Annotated in this window: 12 protein-coding genes; 7 read left to right on the top strand and 5 right to left on the bottom strand. The window is 70.5% G+C overall.

Features of this window, described 5'->3' with window-relative positions; genetic code table 11:
* Nucleotides 1–52: 52 nt before the first annotated feature.
* Nucleotides 53–1,408: a dicarboxylate/amino acid:cation symporter gene (locus E2F49_RS10260; RefSeq protein WP_133393798.1), complete on the bottom strand. Its 1,356-nt coding sequence runs from the start codon at nt 1,406–1,408 to the stop codon at nt 53–55.
* Between the two features lie 221 nt (nt 1,409–1,629).
* Between E2F49_RS10260 and E2F49_RS10265 the strand changes: the two genes are divergently transcribed.
* Both E2F49_RS10265 and E2F49_RS10270 read left to right on the top strand, forming a co-directional pair.
* Nucleotides 1,630–2,805 carry an OprO/OprP family phosphate-selective porin gene (locus tag E2F49_RS10265; RefSeq protein WP_133393799.1) on the top strand — a complete coding sequence of 392 codons (1,176 nt, stop codon included), beginning with the start codon at nt 1,630–1,632 and terminating at the stop codon, nt 2,803–2,805.
* 98 nt (nt 2,806–2,903) lie between these two features.
* Nucleotides 2,904–5,549: a hybrid sensor histidine kinase/response regulator gene (locus E2F49_RS10270; protein ID WP_133394109.1), complete on the top strand. Its 2,646-nt coding sequence runs from the start codon at nt 2,904–2,906 to the stop codon at nt 5,547–5,549.
* 357 nt (nt 5,550–5,906) lie between these two features.
* On the opposite strand, the gene E2F49_RS10275 is transcribed toward E2F49_RS10270, so the two are convergent.
* The gene (locus E2F49_RS10275; protein ID WP_055251260.1) at nt 5,907–6,548 is read right to left on the bottom strand and encodes a LuxR C-terminal-related transcriptional regulator; all 642 of its coding nucleotides are present in this window, start codon (nt 6,546–6,548) and stop codon (nt 5,907–5,909) included.
* Between the two features lie 87 nt (nt 6,549–6,635).
* Here E2F49_RS10275 and E2F49_RS10280 point away from each other — a divergent pair, with 87 nt between their 5' ends.
* Nucleotides 6,636–9,815, top strand: a complete 3,180-nt coding sequence (locus E2F49_RS10280; protein ID WP_133393800.1) for a ligand-binding sensor domain-containing diguanylate cyclase — start codon at nt 6,636–6,638, stop codon at nt 9,813–9,815.
* A 6-nt stretch (nt 9,816–9,821) separates the two neighbouring features.
* On the opposite strand, the gene E2F49_RS10285 is transcribed toward E2F49_RS10280, so the two are convergent.
* Both E2F49_RS10285 and rsgA read right to left on the bottom strand, forming a co-directional pair.
* Nucleotides 9,822–11,066: a peptidase MATCAP family protein gene (locus E2F49_RS10285; protein ID WP_133393801.1), complete on the bottom strand. Its 1,245-nt coding sequence runs from the start codon at nt 11,064–11,066 to the stop codon at nt 9,822–9,824.
* Between the two features lie 277 nt (nt 11,067–11,343).
* Entirely contained in the window at nt 11,344–12,483 is a 1,140-nt protein-coding gene (rsgA, locus tag E2F49_RS10290; protein WP_243713567.1) for a ribosome small subunit-dependent GTPase A, read from the bottom strand.
* 216 nt (nt 12,484–12,699) lie between these two features.
* Between rsgA and E2F49_RS10295 the strand changes: the two genes are divergently transcribed.
* From E2F49_RS10295 to E2F49_RS10305, 3 genes are read left to right on the top strand one after another with little or no spacing between them, the layout of a single operon-like run.
* Entirely contained in the window at nt 12,700–13,968 is a 1,269-nt protein-coding gene (locus E2F49_RS10295) for an aminotransferase class I/II-fold pyridoxal phosphate-dependent enzyme (protein WP_133393802.1), read from the top strand.
* A complete protein-coding gene (locus E2F49_RS10300) occupies nt 13,965–14,585 on the top strand; it encodes an SGNH/GDSL hydrolase family protein (RefSeq protein ID WP_133393803.1) in 621 nt (206 codons plus the stop codon). The genes E2F49_RS10295 and E2F49_RS10300 overlap by 4 nt, the downstream gene beginning before the upstream one ends.
* A complete protein-coding gene (locus E2F49_RS10305) occupies nt 14,582–15,292 on the top strand; it encodes a class I SAM-dependent methyltransferase (RefSeq protein ID WP_133393804.1) in 711 nt (236 codons plus the stop codon). The genes E2F49_RS10300 and E2F49_RS10305 overlap by 4 nt, the downstream gene beginning before the upstream one ends.
* Nucleotides 15,293–15,321: 29 nt before the next feature.
* On the opposite strand, the gene E2F49_RS10310 is transcribed toward E2F49_RS10305, so the two are convergent.
* Nucleotides 15,322–16,086 carry a polysaccharide deacetylase family protein gene (locus tag E2F49_RS10310; protein WP_243713584.1) on the bottom strand — a complete coding sequence of 255 codons (765 nt, stop codon included), beginning with the start codon at nt 16,084–16,086 and terminating at the stop codon, nt 15,322–15,324.
* Between the two features lie 104 nt (nt 16,087–16,190).
* Between E2F49_RS10310 and grxD the strand changes: the two genes are divergently transcribed.
* Complete coding sequence (grxD, locus tag E2F49_RS10315) at nt 16,191–17,120, top strand: Grx4 family monothiol glutaredoxin (RefSeq protein WP_133393806.1); 930 nt, start codon at nt 16,191–16,193, stop codon at nt 17,118–17,120.
* The last annotated feature ends 652 nt before the right edge of the window (nt 17,121–17,772 follow it).

The following is a 17,772-nucleotide window of genomic DNA, read 5'->3' on the forward strand; positions in this document are numbered from 1 at the left end:
GTTCCCCTCCCAGGGCGTTGCGTGTTGCGTAATGCGTGTGCGACACCCGCCCTCAGTCGAGGGCGAGCACCCCGCGGTCACCGGGGCCTGCGGCCGGATCGGGCGCCGCCGCGACCGGCAGCGGCTTGCCGTCGAGCGCGGCATTGAGCTGGTCGCGGTCGAGGGCGCCTTCCCAGCGCGCGACGACCACCGTGGCCACCGCGTTGCCGATGAAGTTGGTCAGCGAGCGGCACTCGCTCATGAAGCGGTCGATGCCGAGGATCAGCGCCATGCCCGCGACGGGAATCGTCGGCACCACCGACAGCGTGGCCGCCAGCGTGATGAAGCCCGCGCCGGTCACGCCCGCCGCGCCCTTGGAGCTGAGCATCGCGACCAGCAGCAGGGTGATCTGCTGCCACAGCGTGAGTTCGGTATTGGTGGCCTGGGCGATGAACAGCGCCGCCAGGGTCATGTAGAGATTGGTGCCGTCGAGGTTGAACGAGTAGCCGGTCGGCACGACCAGACCCACGACCGATTTCTGGCAGCCGGCCTTCTCCATCTTTTCCATCAGCGACGGCAACGCCGATTCCGACGACGAGGTACCGAGCACCAGCAGCAGCTCGGCCTTCAGATAGCGGATCAGCTTGAGCACAGAGAAGCCGCAGGCGCGCGACACCGCGCCGAGGATCACCAGCACGAACAGCGCGGCGCTGACGTAGAAGGTGCCGACCAGCCACGCCAGATTCACCAGCGACGACAGGCCGTACTTGCCGATGGTGAAGGCGATGGCGCCGAACGCGCCAATCGGCGCGGCCTTCATCAGGATGTGCACCAGCTTGAACACCGGCACGGTCAGCGTTTCCAGGAACGACAGCACCGGCCGGCCCTTCTCGCCGACCAGCGCCAGCGCGATGCCGAACAGCACCGCGATGAAGAGCACCTGCAGGATGTTGCCGTCGACGAAGGCACTGACCAGCGTGCCGGGAATGATGTCGAGCATGAAACCGGTCAGCGTGAGCTCGTGCGACTTCTGCACGTAGGTCTCGACCGCGGCGGTGTCGAGCGAGGCCGGGTCGATGTTCATGCCCACGCCCGGCTGCACCACGTGCGCGACGACCATGCCGATCACCAGCGCCAGCGTGGAGAAGAACAGGAAGTAGGTCATCGCCTTGGCGAACACCCGGCCCACCGTGCGCAGGTGGGTCATGCCGGCGATGCCGGTGACGATGGTCAGGAAGATCACCGGCGCGATGATCATCTTGACCAGCTTGATGAAGGCATCGCCCAGCGGCTTGAGCTGTTCGGCGACGGCCGGTTCGAAATGGCCGAGCACCGCGCCGAGCGCGATCGCGATCAGCACCTGGACGTAGAGCTGGCGGTACCACGGCAGCCGCGGCGTGGCGGCGGTCTCGTTCGGAATGGCGTGCATGGCGGCAGGTCCGGGAAGTGGCACCCGGCGGACGCGGATGCTCGGCCTGCGTTGTACGCCCGCTTGCGGCGGCCGCCGATAGCCTATTGGTGTTAACGCGGCGCGAACTAATGCTTTGGGACTAGTTCGCGCCGGTCACACGGACGACCTCCCTAGACTGGCGCCCGCCGCGCGCATGCCCCCGCATCGCGCGTTGTCTTCTCCCCCTTGAGGTCCTGTCTATGCGTCCCCTCGCCCTCGCCGCGTTGTCGGTGTTCTGTTCTACCGCCGCCCTGCCCGTCTTCGCCGAAGAAGGCGCGCAGGCATGGCCGCCCAAGTTCACGTTCTCCGACGAAACGGAAGTCGCGCTCACCGGCAACTTCGCCTGGGACAAGGCGGAGTTCGCCGGCCATCCGCGCCTGGAGGACAACGAAGGCCTGCGCCGCCGCGAGTTCGGCGCGACGGTCAAGAAGGCCGGCGTGTGGGACGCGATGGTCTATTTCGACTTCGAGTCCAAGAGCTGGCTCGACGTGTTCGTGCGCTTCGACAGCCAGCACTTCCTCGGCCGCGACGTGGGCAAGCTGCGCGTGGGCTACATGAAGGTGCCGGTGGGTCTGGAAGGCGTGACCAGTTCGCGCGCGGGCACGTTCATGGAACTGGCCTCGCCGATCCAGGCGATCTACCAGGGCCGCCGCACCGGTGTGGAATGGACGCTCGAGCAGGACCACGCGCTGTTCCAGCTCGGCGGCTACGGCGGCAAGGACCTGCAGGGCGACAATCCCGGCCAGACCTATGCCGCGCGCGCCGCGTGGACGCCGCGCAAGGCCGCCGGCGACGTGTTGCATCTGGGCATCGCCGCTTCGCGCGAGAACCCGCAGGGCTGGACCGACGGCCGCGGCGTGCAGTTCGACCCGACCGCGCGCCTGCGTGCGCGTCCCGGCACCAACCTCACCGACACGCGTCTGGTCGACACCGGCAGCCTGGCGCCGGTGAACCACATCCAGCGCACCGGCCTGGAAGGCATCTGGATCAAGGGCCCGGTGTCGATGCAGGGCGAGCTGCTGCGCGCCGACATCGCCCGCGACGACGGCCTGGCCGACTTCACCGCAGAAGGCGGTTACCTCGCCGCGAGCTGGCTGCTGACCGGCGAGAGCCGGGTGTATTCGAGCGGCAACGTCGCCAACCCCAAGCCGGCCAACGGCTACGGCGCCGTCGAACTGGCCGCGCGCTACAGCACGCTCGATCTCGACGACGGCCCGGTCAACGGCGGCCGCCAGCACGACTGGACCTTCGGCGCGAACTGGTACCTCACGCCGTACGTGAAGCTGCAGGCCAACTACGTGCGCGCCAACGCCACCCGCAACGGCGCGACCAGCCGGCCGGAGATCGTCGAAGTGCGCGCGCAGGTGCACTTCTGATCGCACGCGGACGCCGCCCCGCGCGGCGTCCGCCGACCCTGCCGTTGTTTCCGCGCGACCGCGTGGACGACGGCAGGTCCTAGACTCGCGCCATGATGATGCGCAACGAGCCGCGCCGACGCCGCCTGCTGCTGACCGTGCTGATCGCCCTCGGCGGTCTGGCGCTGGTCGCGGGCCTGGGCTATCGCGAAGGCGCGCGACGCGCGCTCGCCGCGCAATCGGCCCAGGCCGCGCAGCAACTCGACCTGCAGGTGCAGGCACTCAACCAGCGCATCGAACGCTACCGCGCCCTGCCGCAGGTGCTGGCGCTCGATCCCGACCTGCGCGCGGCGGTGGCCGCACCGGTGGATGCCGCCACGCAGGCGCGGCTCAACGCGCGGCTCGAGGAAGCCAACCGCACCACGCGCGCGTCCACGCTGACCCTGATCGACGCGCGCGGCATCGCGATCGCGGCGAGCAACTGGCGCGACGCGGGCAGCAACGTCGGCGAGGACTACGCGTTCCGTCCCTACGTGCAGCAGGCGCTGCGCGAGGGTCGCGGGCGCTTCTACGGCATCGGCGTGACCACGGCCGTGCCCGGCTACTTCCTGTCCGAAGCGCTGCGCGACGACAGCGGCCGCGCGGTGGGCGTGATCGCGATCAAGATCGAACTGTCGGCGATCGAGCGCACCTGGCCCGATGACGGCGACCTGGTGCTGGCCAGCGATGCGCACGACGTGGTGTTCCTGGCCAGTCGCCCCGCGTGGCGCTACCGCGTGCTGTCGCCGCTGACCGCGACCGCGCGCGAGGAGCTGGTCGCGACGCGCCAGTACGAAGGCGAACGCCTGCGCACCTATACCGGCCGCATGCTGCGCCAGGCCGGCGCACACGGCGCACTGGTGCGCATCGACATGCCGGCGATGCCGGGCACGTGGCTGTGGCAGCGCGCGCCGGTCGCCGATACCGACTGGACGCTGCACCTGCTGCACGACGCGACCCCGATCGCCGCGGCCGGTCGCGAATGGGCGACGATCGCCGGCGTGTCGTGGGCGGCGCTGGTGTTCGCATTCCTGTTCCTGCAGCAGCGCGTGCGTCTGGGCGCCCTGCGCCGGCGCAGCCGCGACGAACTCGAAACCCTGGTGCGCCACCACGCCGAGGAACTGCGCAGCGCGCGCGACGGTCTGGTCGCCGCGGCGCAGGAGGCCGACACCGGACTCAGCCGCCGACTGGCGCATCTGCCGCAGGGCGTGGTGATCATCGACGCGGACCTGCGCATCGTCGCGTGGAACGCGCGCTACATCGAACTGTTCCGCTTCCCGCCGGACCTGGTGCGCGTGGGCACGCCGATCGAGGAGGTCTTCCGCTACAACGCGCGGCGCGGCCTGCTGGGCCCGGGTCCGGTGGAGGACGCGATCGAGCGGCGCCTGGGCCATCTGCGCAGCGGCAAGCCACACATGCGCGAGAGCGAGAAGTACGACGGCACGGTGCTGGAGATCCGCGGCAATCCGCTGCCCGACGGCGGTTTCGTGACCAGCTACGCCGACATCACCAGCTACAAGACCACCGCGCGCGAACTGCGCACGCTGGCCGACTCGCTGGAACGGCGCATCGCCGAGCGCACCGCCGATCTCGAACAGGCGCGCGCCGAGGCCGAGGCCGCCAACCGCTACAAGGGCCGCTTCGCCGCGGCCGCGGTGCACGACCTGCTGCAGCCGCTCAACGCCGCGCGCATGTTCGCCGCCAGCCTGCGCGCGCGCCTGCGCGACGACGAGACCCGGCACATCGCCGACAGCATCGACGGCGCGCTGTCGGCGCAGGACGGCATCCTCGCCAGCCTGCTCGACATCTCGCGGCTGGAGACCGGCACGCTGCGCACCGACGTGCGCGCGGTGCCGCTGGGCCCGCTGCTCGACGGACTCGCGCGGGAGACTGGCGTGCTGGCGCAGGCGCGCGGCCTGCGCTTCGATCACGTGCCGACGCAGGCGTGGATCCGCAGCGATCCCAACCTGCTGCGCCGGCTGGTGCAGAACTTCCTGTCGAACGCGGTGCGTTACACGGCGCGCGGTCGCATCCTGCTGGGCGTGCGCCGCGATGGCGACCGTCTGTGGATCGAGGTGCACGACACCGGTCCCGGCATTCCGCCCAACCGCCAGCGCGAGATCTTCGAGGAGTTCCGTCGGCTCGACGACGGCAACGGCGGCGACCGCGGCGCGGGCCTGGGGCTGGCGATCGTCGACCGCATCGCGCGCCTGCTCGGGCACCGCGTCGACCTGCACTCGCGTCCCGGCACCGGCAGCGTGTTCCGCGTCAGCGTGCCGCTGGCTTCGCCGCAGTCACCGGCGGATCTCGCACCGCCCACGCCGGCCACCGTGTCCGAGGACGACGCACCGCTGCGCGGCGTGCGCGTGTGGGTGGTCGACGACGATCCGCAGATCTGCGCGGCGACGCGCGCGTTGCTGCAACGCTGGGACTGCGAAGTGCTGCTGGCCGACGGCCCGCACGCCGCGCTCGCCGCGGCCGTCCACGGCGAAGCGCCGGACCTCGTGCTGCTCGACGTACACATGGGCGAACACCACGGCCCCACGCTGTTCGAAACCCTGTGCGACCGCTGGGGCGCGGTGCCGCTGGTGATCGTGGTGACCGGCGAGGCCGATCCCGCTTTGCGCGCACAGGCCCGCGAAGCGGGCCGCGGTTTCCTGTCCAAGCCGGTACGTCCGCCGGCACTGCGCGCACTGATGATGCAGATGCGGTTGCGGGGGAGTTGAGGGCTGAGCGCTGTCGGCTGCGGGCGCTTCGACAACATGACGCTGCAAGAACCTTCTACCGTCATCCCAGCGAACGCTGGGATCCATTTTGATCTTGGGTCTTCGCGCGAGAAGCAAAATGGGCCCCAGCGTCCGCTGGGGCGACGGGATTAAGAATCCCCGCGCCGAATCGAGCGCGCGTGCGCTGTCCACTCCCTCCCCCGCCTGCGGGGGAGGGCCGGGGTGGGGGCGAACCGTCGGATTGCGGAAGGCTCGGACCATGCACAGCCCACGCACGCGCGTGATTCGTCACTTCAGCGCGCTGACCGTTCGTCCCCACCCAACCCTCCCCCGCAAGCGGAGGAGGGCTCGGAAAAACTACGCCTCATCCTCCCGCTCCAGCGCCTTCACCAGCACCGCGGCCTGCGTGCGGCTGTGGCATTCGAGCTTCTTGAGGATCGCGGTCACGTGCACCTTGACGGTGTTCTCCGCCAGGCCCAGCTGGTGGGCGATCTGCTTGTTGAGCAGCCCGTCGGCGATGCCCATCAGCACGCGGAACTGCTGCGGGGTCAGCTGTGCAAGACGCGCGGCGAGTTGCGCGTCTTCCTCGGAGCGCTCGGCGGTCAGCGGCGGGAACCAGCTGCCGCCGTCGAGCACGGTGGCGACCGCCTGGCCGATCGATTCGGCCGGCGCGGACTTGGAGATGAAGCCCGCCGCGCCGAACTGCTGCACGCGGCGCACGGTGCGCGGGTGGTCGTTGGACGAGATGACCACCACGGGCAGTTCCGGACGTTCGCCGCGCAGCCACACCAGCGACGACAGGCCACGCGCGCCCGGCATGGCCAAGTCCAGCAGCACCAGTTCGATCTCCGGATGCGATTCGAGCGCGGGCTGCAGGGCCGAGGCCGTGGCCGCTTCGATCACGCGGATCTGGCCCAGGCCGTCGCGCAGTGCGTGCAGCACGGCGGCGCGCAGCAGCGGGTGGTCGTCAGCGACGAGGATCGTGGGGACGGTTTCCATGGGACAAGTCTGGCACGGGCGGAGAGTGCGACCGCGATCACGTTGGCATGGAATTCGCAGGCACAATACGCAAAGGGGGGAGACAACTTGCGTCAAAGAGCCGCCACCGCCGCGCGCCTCGATCGCCAGCAGTCCTGTGCCGATGTCCGCATCGGCAGGCGCTGGCGTGCGCGCATGGGGCGGTCGGCGATGCTGGCGTTGCTGCTGGGCGCAGCGACGATGGTGTCGGCGCAGGTGCCCGATCCGGTCGACGATCCGCCGCTGAGCCTGGAGATGTACGGCCTCGACGAAGGCCTGTCGCAGCTGACCGTGTCGGCGATGGCCGGCGACGACCAGGGCTTTCTGTGGGTGGCGACGCAGGACGGACTCAACCGCTTCGACGGCCATCGCTTCCGCGCCTATCGCAATACGCCCGACGTGCCGGTCGGCGGTCCCAATCTGGTCAGCAGCAGCATCGACAGCCTGGCCTTCGAGCGCGAGCGCACACGCCTGTGGCTGGGCACCAACGACACCGGGCTTGAAGTCGTGCATCTGCCGACCTGGACCCAGCGCCGGCTCGATGTCGCCCATGGGCTGTCGCATCCGCGCGTGGTCGAGATCCTCCTGGACCCGGCCGGCGGCGCCTGGGTCGGCACCGAGGCGGGCCTCGATCACGTCGATGCCGAACTGCGTGGCGCGCGGCGGCTGGGCGCGACGGGCGAGATCGTGGGACTGGCATGGTCGGCTGCGCGCAGTCAGCCGGTGGCGATGGATGTCGACTGCAATCTCTGGGCGGTCGGCGCCGACGCGCTGGTCGACATGCCGCCGCCCGACGGCGCACGGCGCTGCGTGGCGCTGCAGTCGGGCCGCGAGGGCTTCTGGGTGCTGGCGGCCGATGCCGGCCTGTTCCGTCTCGACACCAACGGCCGCCTGCAGCGCCACTGGTCGCTCGATGCGTTGGGCGCCGAGGGCGCCGACGCGACGGCGATGATCCGGCTCGACGACGGGCGCGTGCTGGTCGGCTTCGGCGACGGCACGGTGGTGCAGCTCGCGCCGGGCAGCGACCGTCCGCGCCGGCTGCGCTTCGACAACCCACCGCGCAGCGCGATCACCGACTTCCATCAGGGCACCTCGGGCGCGTGGTGGATCGGCACCTACACCTCGGGCCTGTACCGCGTGCGTCCGCTGGCATCGGTGATCCGCCACGACGGCGCGGGCGTGGGTGAGATGACCGACTGGCCCAGCCACAGCATCCGCGCGATCCGCCGCGACGGCAGCCGCATGCTGGTCGGCACCGACAGCGGCCTGCAGATGCGCGAGGCGCGTTCACCGTGGCGCACCCTGCCGGCGCTGGCCGGGATGTCGATCCGCGCGCTCGAACCGGCGGTCGGCGGCGGCTGGTGGGTCGGCACCCTGTCGGGCCTGTGGCGCCTGTCTCCGGATGGCCGGCTGGACGCGGTCGACGGCCTGCGCGATGTGCGCATCAACTCGCTGCTGCGCGACGCGACGGGCCTGTGGATCGGCACGCGCAGCGGCGTGCTGCATCTTGTCGACGGCCGGGTCGACATCGACGCGCGCTTCGGCCCGCTCGACGGGGAGGTCATCACCACGCTGTATCGCGACACGGCCGGCGACGGCAGCCTGTGGATCGGCACCAACACCCGCGGCCTGTGGCGCCTGCAGGGCGACGCGCTGGTGCAGGTCACGCCGGCGGGCGCGGGCATGCACCGCTCGGTCTGGGCGATCCACGGCGACGACGCGGCGATCTGGGTCGGCGCGTTCGCCGCGGGCCTGTACCGCATCGACCGGGAGAGCGGGGTGTCCTCGGTGCTGTCCGAGCGCGACGGCCTGACCAACAACGTGGTCTACCGGATCCTGCCCGACGCCGGCGGCCGCCTGTGGCTGAGCACCAACAACGGCCTGAGCGTCTACGACCCCGACAGCGGCATCGTGCAGAACCTCGGGCGCCGCGACGGCCTGCGCAACCAGGAGTACAACAGCGGCTCGGCCTTCCGCGGCCGCGACGGGCTGCTGTACTTCGGCGGCACGCTGGGTCTGGACGTGATCGCGCCGATGCAGCTGCCACGCCGCAGCGCATCGGCCAATCCGGTGCTGACCAGCCTGCAGCTGCTGAGCCGGCGGACCGACGACGACGCGCGCAGCGGCGACGAGACCGACATCGTCTACGCACCCGGCATCACGCTGCACAACGAGGACAACGTCTTCACCATCGGCATGACCGCGATCGATTTCCTCGCGCCTGCCGCCGCGCAGCTGCGCTATCGCGTCAACGGCCTGCACACCGGCTGGATCTATCCGCACCAGGCGCGCACCGAGTTCTCGATCAACCACCTGCCCGCTGGGCAGTACCGGCTGGAAGTGCAGGCCGCGGGCCGCGACGGGCAGTTCGGTGCCTCGCGCGTGCTGACGATCGACATGCCGCCGCCGCCCTGGCGGCACCCGCTGGCCTATGTCGCCTACGGCCTGCTGGCCCTGCTGCTGGTGGCGGTCTTCGTGCGACGTTCGCGCAGCGCCGTGGCGCGCGAACGCGAGCGCGTGGAACTGCTCAACCGCACCGTGGCCGAGCGCACCGCGCAGCTCGAACAGGCCAACCGGCAGCTGCAGCAGAGCAATGCGCAGCTCGATGCCGCGACGCGTCTCGACCCGCTGACCCAGGTGCCGAACCGTCGCGAACTGCAGCCGTGGCTGGACCGCGAGGCCGCGCGCACGCCGGCACGCCGCGAGTCGGACACGCTGTTCTTCTTCATGCTCGACATCGATGCCTTCAAGCGCATCAACGACGACCACGGCCACCAGGCCGGCGACGAGGCGCTGGTGCAGTTCGCCGCGCGCATGCGCAGCCTGACCCGCGACGCCGACCTGCTGCTGCGCTGGGGCGGCGAGGAATTCATGCTGGTCGCGCGGCTCGACGATGCCGATGCCGCGGCCGGTCTGGCCGAGCGGATTCGCAGCACCGTCGCCGACACGCCGATCGCACTGGCGCACGGTGCGACGCTGCGCATGACCTGCTCGATCGGGTTCGCGCCATGGCCGTTTTCGACCGCGTGGCCGACGCTCGGCGACTGGCAGCAGACCACCGCGATCGCCGACCGTTGTCTCTATGCGGCCAAGGATGCCGGGCGCAATGCCTGGGTGGGTCTGGTGCCCGGCCCCGGTGCGGACCGTTCGCGCCTGCAGGCGCTGCTGGCAGGCGCCGACCCGTCGACGCTGGGCGATGCGGTGCGCGTGCTGCATTCGACGACGACGGCGCCGGCGATCACGCGCTGACGGCGTCTACACCGGGCCGCTGGCCTGCAGCTGGTCGATGCGGATGCGGTTGGCGAACAGCGAAAACGCGAGCATGCCGGCCAGGCCACCGGCGCGTTCGATCCACGGCGGCAGCCAGCGCGGCGGCGCGAGCGTGCCGTCGTCGAACAGCGGCGCGAGCCGGCGTACGTCGTCGAGGGTCATCTTGCCGGCGAACAGCTGCCGGCACAGCGGCAGCTTCTGCGCGGCCAGCGACTGGCGGAAGAACGTGTGCACGTCGATCAGGCCGCGCAGGTACACCGCGTCCTTGGTGAAGGCGTGGCCGCCGTGCAGCGGCACGCCGCGGAACACGCGCTGCGCGGACGCGAAACTCTCGGCTGCCGACTGGCCCGCATCGAGGAAATAGTCAAACACCTGCAGGAAATCGGCGCCGTCCTGCGCACGCGCGATCGCCTCGATGCGCAGGCTCACACGCTTCATCCGCTGGATGTCGATGCTGCCGGTGATCTGCTCGGCGAACACCGCCAGGCCTTCCTGCGTGCAGGTCGTCCGCGGTGAGGACATCGCCAGGCTCGGCAGCACCGGTTGCTCGCGTCCGTTGAGCGCGGTCAGCGAATGCACGAAGGCCTCGTGCTGCAGCAGCTGCTCGCGGTCATGGATCGAATAGCGCGCATCGCTGCGCAGCCGCAGCCGGTAGGCGCCGGCCGCGGCCTTGGCGATCATCGCCGGGTCGAGTTCGACCGCAACGACGCGCGTGCCGAAGTAGAGGTCCAGATCCGTCTGCAGCTGCGCCTGCAACGTGGGCGCGTCGATCGTCGGATGCTCGGCGTCGGCGAGCAGGCCGGGGTCGAGTTCGTCGGCGATGTGGATGAAGTGCCGGGCCGCATCGCAGGTGGTGAGCGCGCCGCCGGGCAGCGCCGCGTCCGGCCTGCCGTAGAGCGCGATCGCATGCGTGCCGGCCGCCGGCGTGCCGAGTGCCTCGAGCAGCTGCGCGGTGATGCCCCACGCATGCGCAGACTCGACGATGTAGGCGCCGAGCGGATGCGTGGCGTCGGCCGCGTGGGCGATCGCGTCGAGCTCGCGACGGACGTCGGTGAAGTCGAGCGCCGCATAGTGCACCTGCGGCATCACGCGACGCCCGTTCGCGAACGCGGCGAGGAACGTCTGCTGCGTGTCGGACGGCCAGCTCGCCAGACTCAGCAGGCGCAAGCCGCGCGCGGCGGCGACCATGCGCGCGTCGAGCGCGGCGTGATGGGCGATGGCGTCGGGCATCGAGGGCTCCGGCGGGTGGTGGAAACACGCTAGCGGATCGAAGGCGCTCGCGCATTGTCTGCACCCTTTCGCTCGCCGGCGGGCTCGAGTCCGCGAGGCATTGAAGCCCTCCCCCGCGATGCGGGAGAGGGTTGGGTGGGGGCAAAGCCCCGGACTGCATCGACGCGGACTCGCGCGAGTCAACACGATTGGTCAGCAGGACGCCCGCGACCACATCACGACGTCCGACCGTTCGCCCCCACCCCGTCCTTCCCCCGCACGCGGGGGAAGGTGCAGATCAACGCTCCCGCGTCCAGTCCGATCCGCGTTTCGCCGGCTTCGCCTTCGGACGCCCGCCGGCCTTCGGCGCAGGCTTCGCGGACGGCCGGCTCTCGGCCTTCTGCGCCAGGCGCGTCGCGAGCTGTCCGGCCGCGCCGACGAGTTCGTCGCGCAGTTTCAGATAGCTGCCCACACGCCCGGGATCGAGCGTGCCCGCTTCGACCGCCTCCCACACCGCGCAGCCCGGCTCGTTGCCGTGGGCGCAGTCGCGGAAGCGGCACTGCGTGGCAAGTGCCTCGATGTCTGCGAAGCCGCCTTCCGACAGATCCTCCTCGCCGGTCGGCTTGAGCTCGCGCATGCCGGGCGTGTCGATCAGGCAGGCGCCCGACGGCAGCGGGATCAGCGCGCGGTGCGTGGTGGTGTGGCGGCCGCGGTCGTCGGTCGCACGCACTTCGGCGGTCTTCATGCGCTCGACGCCGAGCAGGCGGTTGGTCAATGTGGACTTGCCCGCGCCGGAGCTGCCGACCAGCACCGCGGTGACGCCCGGTCCCAGCCACCGGTGCAGACCGGCGACGCTGTCGACGTCGCGCGCATTGACCGGCACCACCGGCACGCCGAGACCGATCACGTCGGCCAATGCGGCGGTCGCGGCGGCGACGTCAGCTTCGGGCTTGTCGGCCTTGGTCAGCACGATGATCGGCATGCCGCCGCCCTGCACCAGCAGCAGGTAGCGCTCGATGCGGCGCGGATTGAAGTCCGCGTCCAGGCCGCAGACCACCAGCACGATGTCGATGTTGGCGGCGATCAACTGCTGCCTGTAATGCTCGCCGGCGGCGGCGCGCTTGATCGCGCTGGTCCGGGGCAGCATCGCGACGATGCGCTGGCCGTCTTCCACCAGCACCCAGTCGCCGACCGCGGCGCGGTCTTCGGGCGCGATCGTGCCCTTGCGGTAGCCGCTGCGGCGCAGCCAGTCGGGCAGCGATTCCACCGCGATTGCCTCGCCCGGCGCGCCGGCGACGAGATAGCCGGAGCGGTGCTGCTCGACGATGCGCATCGGCCGCGCCTGCGGGTGCGTGGCCATGACCCCGGCCCAGGGACCGGTGGCGGCGCCGTCGAAGGGCCAGCCGATCGCGCGCAGCGCGGGATCGGCGGCGGTCAAACGACGGTGCGGGCGGTCTGCATGGCGCGGATTCTAAAGGCAAGCCCTTGTGGGAGCGCGCTCGCGCGCGAGAAGGGGAGATTCCGGCGACAGCGTCAGCCGGCCATCGCGCGCAGGCGCGCTCCCCATCGGGCGCCACGCGCGGCCCGGCGGCGCGGCGCATGAACGCGGCTTTTCCGCTAGCATCCGGCGACATTCCCCGCGCCGAGCGCCCCGATGTCCGCCCCCCTGAAGACCCGCGAACGCCTGACCGAAGTCCGCTACGAGATCCGCGGCGAACTGGCGCGACGGGCCCGGGAACTCGAAGCGCAGGGGCGCACGCTGATCAAGCTCAACATCGGCAATCCGGGCGCCTTCGGCTTCCGCGCGCCGGACCATCTGCAGCGCGCGATCGCCGAGCGCATCCAGGACACTGATCCCTACACGCACCAGCAGGGCCTGCCGGTCGCACGCGAGACCATCGCCGCGCACCACGTCGCACGCGGCGCGCAGGGCGTGACCGCCGAGCGCGTGTTCGTCGGCAATGGCGTCAGCGAGCTGATCGACATCTCGCTGCGCGCGCTGCTAAATCCCGGCGACGAGGTGCTGGTGCCCTCGCCCGACTATCCGCTGTGGTCGGCGGCGACGATCCTCAACGACGGCCGGCCGGTGTTCTACCAGTGCAAGGCGGAGAACGGCTTCCTGCCCGATCCCGATGCGCTCGAAGCGCTGGTCTCGGCGCGCACGCGCGCGATCGTGCTGATCAACCCGAACAATCCGACCGGCGCGGTGTATCCGCGCGCGCTGCTCGAGCGCATCGTCGCGATCGCCGCACGTCACGACCTGCTGCTGCTGTGCGACGAGATCTACGACGGCATCACCTACGACGGTGCGGCGTTCGAACCCATCGCGCCGCTCGCCGGCGACGTGCCGTGCATCTCCTTCGGCGGCCTGTCCAAGGTGCACCGCGCCTGCGGTTGGCGCGTGGGCTGGGCGGTGCTGTCGGGCAGCGAGCCGCGCAGCCGCGATTTCCGCAATGCGATGGATCTGCTCGGCGCGCTGCGCCTGTGCGCCAACGTGCCGGGCCAGTTCGCGATCGAGGCCGCGTTGACCGGCATCGACACCATCAGCGCGCTGTGCGCGCCCGGCGGCCGCCTGCACGAGGCGCGCCGCGCGGTGGTCGAGGCCTGCGAGGCAAGTCCGTATCTGCAACTCGTCGCCCCGGCCGGCGCGCTGTACGCCTTCCCGGGCGTGGCCGAGGACTTCGCGACGGGCTTCGACGACCACGCCTTCGCACTGGAACTGATGGACGCCGAAGGCGTGCTGGTGGTCCCGGGCAACAGCTTCAACGTGCCCTACCGCAACCATTTCCGCGTGACCCTGCTGCCCGAGCCGGACCAGCTGCGCGAAGTGTTCGCGCGCATCCACCGCGTGCTCGAACGCCAGGTCACCGACGCGCGCAAGGTCGTGCCGCTGGCCCCGCGTCAGGCGCGCCAGGCCGGATGAGCGGCGCGCGGCGCTACCTCGCACTCGGCGACAGCTACACGATCGGCGAGGGCATCCCGGCCGAGGACCGCTGGCCGGTCCAGCTGGCCGACGCCCTGCGCGACACGGGCCTGGTCATCGACGGGCCCGAGATCGTCGCCACCACCGGCTGGACGACCGACGAACTCGACCTGGGCATCGATGCCGCCGCGCCGGCGGGTCCCTTCGATCTGGTGAGCCTGCTGATCGGCGTCAACGACCAGTACCGCGGCCGCGACGTCGCGCAGTACGGGCCTGCGTTCTCGGCATTGCTGGAGCGCGCGATCGGATTCGCCGACGGCGATGTGTCGCGCGTGTTTGCGGTCGCGATTCCGGACTGGGGCGTCACCCCGTTCGGCGCACATTCGGGCCGCGACCGCGACGCCATCGCACGCGAGCTGGATGCCTACAACGCGAGCGCGGCGGCGATCTGCGCCGCACGCGGCGTCGCGTTCGTCGACATCGCGCCGGTCAGTCGCGCGCGCGGCGGTGAGCCGGAGATGCTCGCCGATGACGGCCTGCACCCGTCCGCCGCGCTACACAGCGAATGGATGCGACTGGCATTGCCGGTCGCGCGCCGCGTATTGTCGTGGGCATGACACACACCGACACCACGCCCCTGTCCACCGCGCCGTATCCGCGCGAAAGCGCCCGCGACATCGCCCGCGCGTTCCTGCCGCGGCACGTGCTGGGCAACCGCTACGACTACTACTACACGCTGACCAAGCTGCGCACCGATCCGCTGTATCCGGGCGTGCTGCAGGCGCTGCGCCCGACGACCGCGCCGGTCCTCGACCTGGGCTGCGGTCTGGGTCTGCTCGCGCACGCGCTGCGCGCCGACGGTCAGTCGCTGCCATTCACCGGCGTCGACATCGACGCGGCCAAGATCCGCCGCGGCCGCGAGGTCGCCGCGCGCACGGGCCTCGCCGACGTGCAGCTCGACGTGCTCGATCTCGGCGTCGGCCTGCCCGCCCACCAGGGCAGCGTCGCGATCCTCGACGTGCTGCAGTACCTCTCGCCCGAGCGCCAGCGCGAGCTGCTCGACAACGTCATCGCGATGCTGGTGCCCGGCGCACGTCTGGTGATCCGCAGCGGCCTCGCCGACGACACCTCGCGCAGCCGCACGACGCGCATCACCGATCGCCTCGCCAACTTCGCCGGCTGGATGCAGGAGCGCGCGAAGAGTTACCCGACCGCCGACGGCCTGCGATCGCAGCTCGAAGGCGCGGGGCTGACGACCACGTTGCGACCGCTGTATGGCGATACGCCGTTCAACAACTGGCTGATCGTCGGCATCCGCGAGTAACCGTCAGCGCGGGCACGCCGGGTCGACCGTCAATCGACCGCAGGCAACACCGCGCGCAACCCCTTCGCCCGCATCCGCGCCAGCACGCCTTCGATCATCGCGACGTTGCGGCCATGCTTGGCGCCTTCGTGCAGCAGCACGATCGCGCCCGGCGCGAGGTCGGCATCGATCGCATCGACGACCGCGTCCACATCGGTCTTCACCGCATCGAAGCCGCGCGCGGTCCACCCCACGCGCGCCAGCCCGGCCTCGCGCAGCGGCGCATGCACGAACGGATTGGTGTGCCCGACCACCGAACGGAACCACAGCGGCGCACGGCCGGTGATACCGGTGAGCGTGCGCTGGCACGCTTCGATCTCCCGCCGCATCCGCCCCGCCCCCAGCGCCCAGAACATCGCCTGCGGATGGGTCTGGCTGTGGTTGGCGATGCCGTGACCGCGCGCGGCGATCTCGCGCACGAGCGCCGGGTGGGCGGCAGCGCGGTCACCGACGAGGAAGAACGTGGCTTTCGCGTCGTGGGCATCAAGCAGGTCGAGCAGCGGCCGCGTGTCGTCCGAGGGACCATCGTCGATGGTCAGCCACACGCCCTCGCCCGGCAGCCGCGTCAGCACCGGTCCGTAGAGGCGGGACGCCGGCGCGAGCACGCCCCACAGGCACAGCGCGTGGCTGGCCAGCAGCAGCGGCAGGCCGATCGTCCAGCCCGCCTGCCACCAGACCAGCGCGATCAGCAGCTGGGAGACCAGCAACAGCGGCAGCCAGAGATGCGGATGGCGGGGCGGTCGGTGCACGGACATGGCGCGCATGATGCCATCGGCGACGCGCCGTTCCGCCGGTGTCGGGGTTGCGTCGGGGCCCGCGCGGTACCATGTCGGTCGTTCCCGCACACCGGATCCACGCCATGTCCCTCGACCCCGCCCTCCGCACCCGCATCGAGACCCTGCTGCAGGGCAACCGGGCCGTGCTGTTCATGAAGGGCTCGCCGATGACCCCGCAGTGCGGCTTCTCGGCCAAGGCCGTGTCCGCGCTCGAATCGCTCGGTATCGACTACGCCACCGTCAACGTGCTCGAGGACGGCGAGATCCGCGAAGGCATCAAGGTCTACGGCGACTGGCCGACGATCCCGCAGCTCTACGTCGACGGCGAACTGGTCGGCGGCAGTGACATCATCGAGCAGATGGCCGGCAGCGGCGAACTGCACGGCCTGTTCGGCGTGGCCCCGCCCGACCGCACGCCGCCGTCGATCGTTATCACGCCCGCCGCGCGCGAGATGATCGCCAAGGCCGTGGGCGATGCCGGCGGCGACTACGTGCTGCACGTCGACATCGACAAGAACTTCCGCACCCGCCTGCAGCTCGCGCCGCGCAACCCGGGCGCGATCATCGCCCAGGCCGACGGCATCGACGTGCAGTTCGATCTCGGCGCCGCGCGCCGCGCCGACGGCATGACGATCGACTTCGCCGACGACATCCGCGGCCGCGGCCTGGTCATCGACAACCCGAACGCGCCCAAGCCGGTGCAGGACATCAGCCCGGCCGACGCCAACGACCGCCTCGCCGCCGGCATGCTGACCCTCGTCGACGTGCGTCCGCCGGACGAACGCGATATCGCGAAGATCGCGCGCCCCTTCGAAACGCTCGACGGCGACGCGATCACGCGCCTGCAGCAGCTGCCCAAGGACACCCCGCTGGCATTCCTGTGCCACCACGGCGGCCGCAGCCAGCAGGCGGCCGAGCACTTCCGCAACCAGGGTTTCACGAACGTCTACAACGTCGCCGGCGGCATCGACGCCTGGAGCGACAGCGTGGACGGTGGCGTGCCGAAATACTGAGCAGTCGCTTGTGTGACGCACAAAAGGCGGCCTACGGGCCGCCTTTTTTTGTCAGTTGGTTGCCGCGCCGCCTTTGCTCCCGCTCGGCTGTAGCTTTGCCTTCGTCTCTGGCTTTGGCGTTGGCTTTGCCTTCCGCTTTTGCTCTCGCTTTTGACCTTGATGTGCGAGCCGTAAAGCGAGCCGAGCATCGCAGGACGACGGGGTCGGAGAGCAGCCCATGTCTGAGCGCAGCGAGTTTGGGCTGCGTGCCCCGTCGTCCGAGAAGCGCAGGGGACCGATGCGGTTGTATCGCATCGGATCGCGTCCGGCGAAGGCGGTTTGACTCACGCCTCCGGCGTTCGCCCTTCGGGCCGGCTTCGCCGTTCGCCAGCGCCTACGCGCTGTCGTGCTTCCTTTTGACAAGACAAAAGGAAGCCGCGCGCGGCGCGTGCGGAAGCCCTGGGCTTGATCTTGATCCTACTTTTTTTAAAGCTTTCAAAGCGAAGAGCAAATACCAACGCAAGTGCAGAGCTTTCGCACGCAAGCGTGCGAGTTTCTTTTGGCGGGACCCAAAAGAAACCAAAAGGTCCCTTCGCCGGACGCGATCCGCCGCGATACAGCCGCGGCGGTCCCCTCCGCGCCTCGCCTGTCGCGGCACGCAGCCCAAACTCGC

The organism is Luteimonas terrae (assembly GCF_004358165.1).
Taxonomy (GTDB): Bacteria; Pseudomonadota; Gammaproteobacteria; order Xanthomonadales; family Xanthomonadaceae; genus Luteimonas; species Luteimonas terrae.

What these genes read in the sequence shown, in the direction of transcription:
- E2F49_RS10295 (WP_133393802.1), top strand. Translation starts at nt 12,700, where the DNA reads ATGTCCGCCCCCCTGAAGACCCGCGAACGCCTGACCGAAGTCCGCTAC.
- E2F49_RS10270 (WP_133394109.1), top strand. Translation starts at nt 2,904, where the DNA reads ATGCGCAACGAGCCGCGCCGACGCCGCCTGCTGCTGACCGTGCTGATC.
- grxD (WP_133393806.1), top strand. Translation starts at nt 16,191, where the DNA reads ATGTCCCTCGACCCCGCCCTCCGCACCCGCATCGAGACCCTGCTGCAG.
- E2F49_RS10310 (WP_243713584.1), bottom strand. Translation starts at nt 16,086, where the DNA reads ATGTCCGTGCACCGACCGCCCCGCCATCCGCATCTCTGGCTGCCGCTG.
- E2F49_RS10275 (WP_055251260.1), bottom strand. Translation starts at nt 6,548, where the DNA reads ATGGAAACCGTCCCCACGATCCTCGTCGCTGACGACCACCCGCTGCTG.
- E2F49_RS10265 (WP_133393799.1), top strand. Translation starts at nt 1,630, where the DNA reads ATGCGTCCCCTCGCCCTCGCCGCGTTGTCGGTGTTCTGTTCTACCGCC.
- E2F49_RS10260 (WP_133393798.1), bottom strand. Translation starts at nt 1,408, where the DNA reads ATGCACGCCATTCCGAACGAGACCGCCGCCACGCCGCGGCTGCCGTGG.
- E2F49_RS10300 (WP_133393803.1), top strand. Translation starts at nt 13,965, where the DNA reads ATGAGCGGCGCGCGGCGCTACCTCGCACTCGGCGACAGCTACACGATC.
- E2F49_RS10305 (WP_133393804.1), top strand. Translation starts at nt 14,582, where the DNA reads ATGACACACACCGACACCACGCCCCTGTCCACCGCGCCGTATCCGCGC.
- E2F49_RS10285 (WP_133393801.1), bottom strand. Translation starts at nt 11,066, where the DNA reads ATGCCCGACGCCATCGCCCATCACGCCGCGCTCGACGCGCGCATGGTC.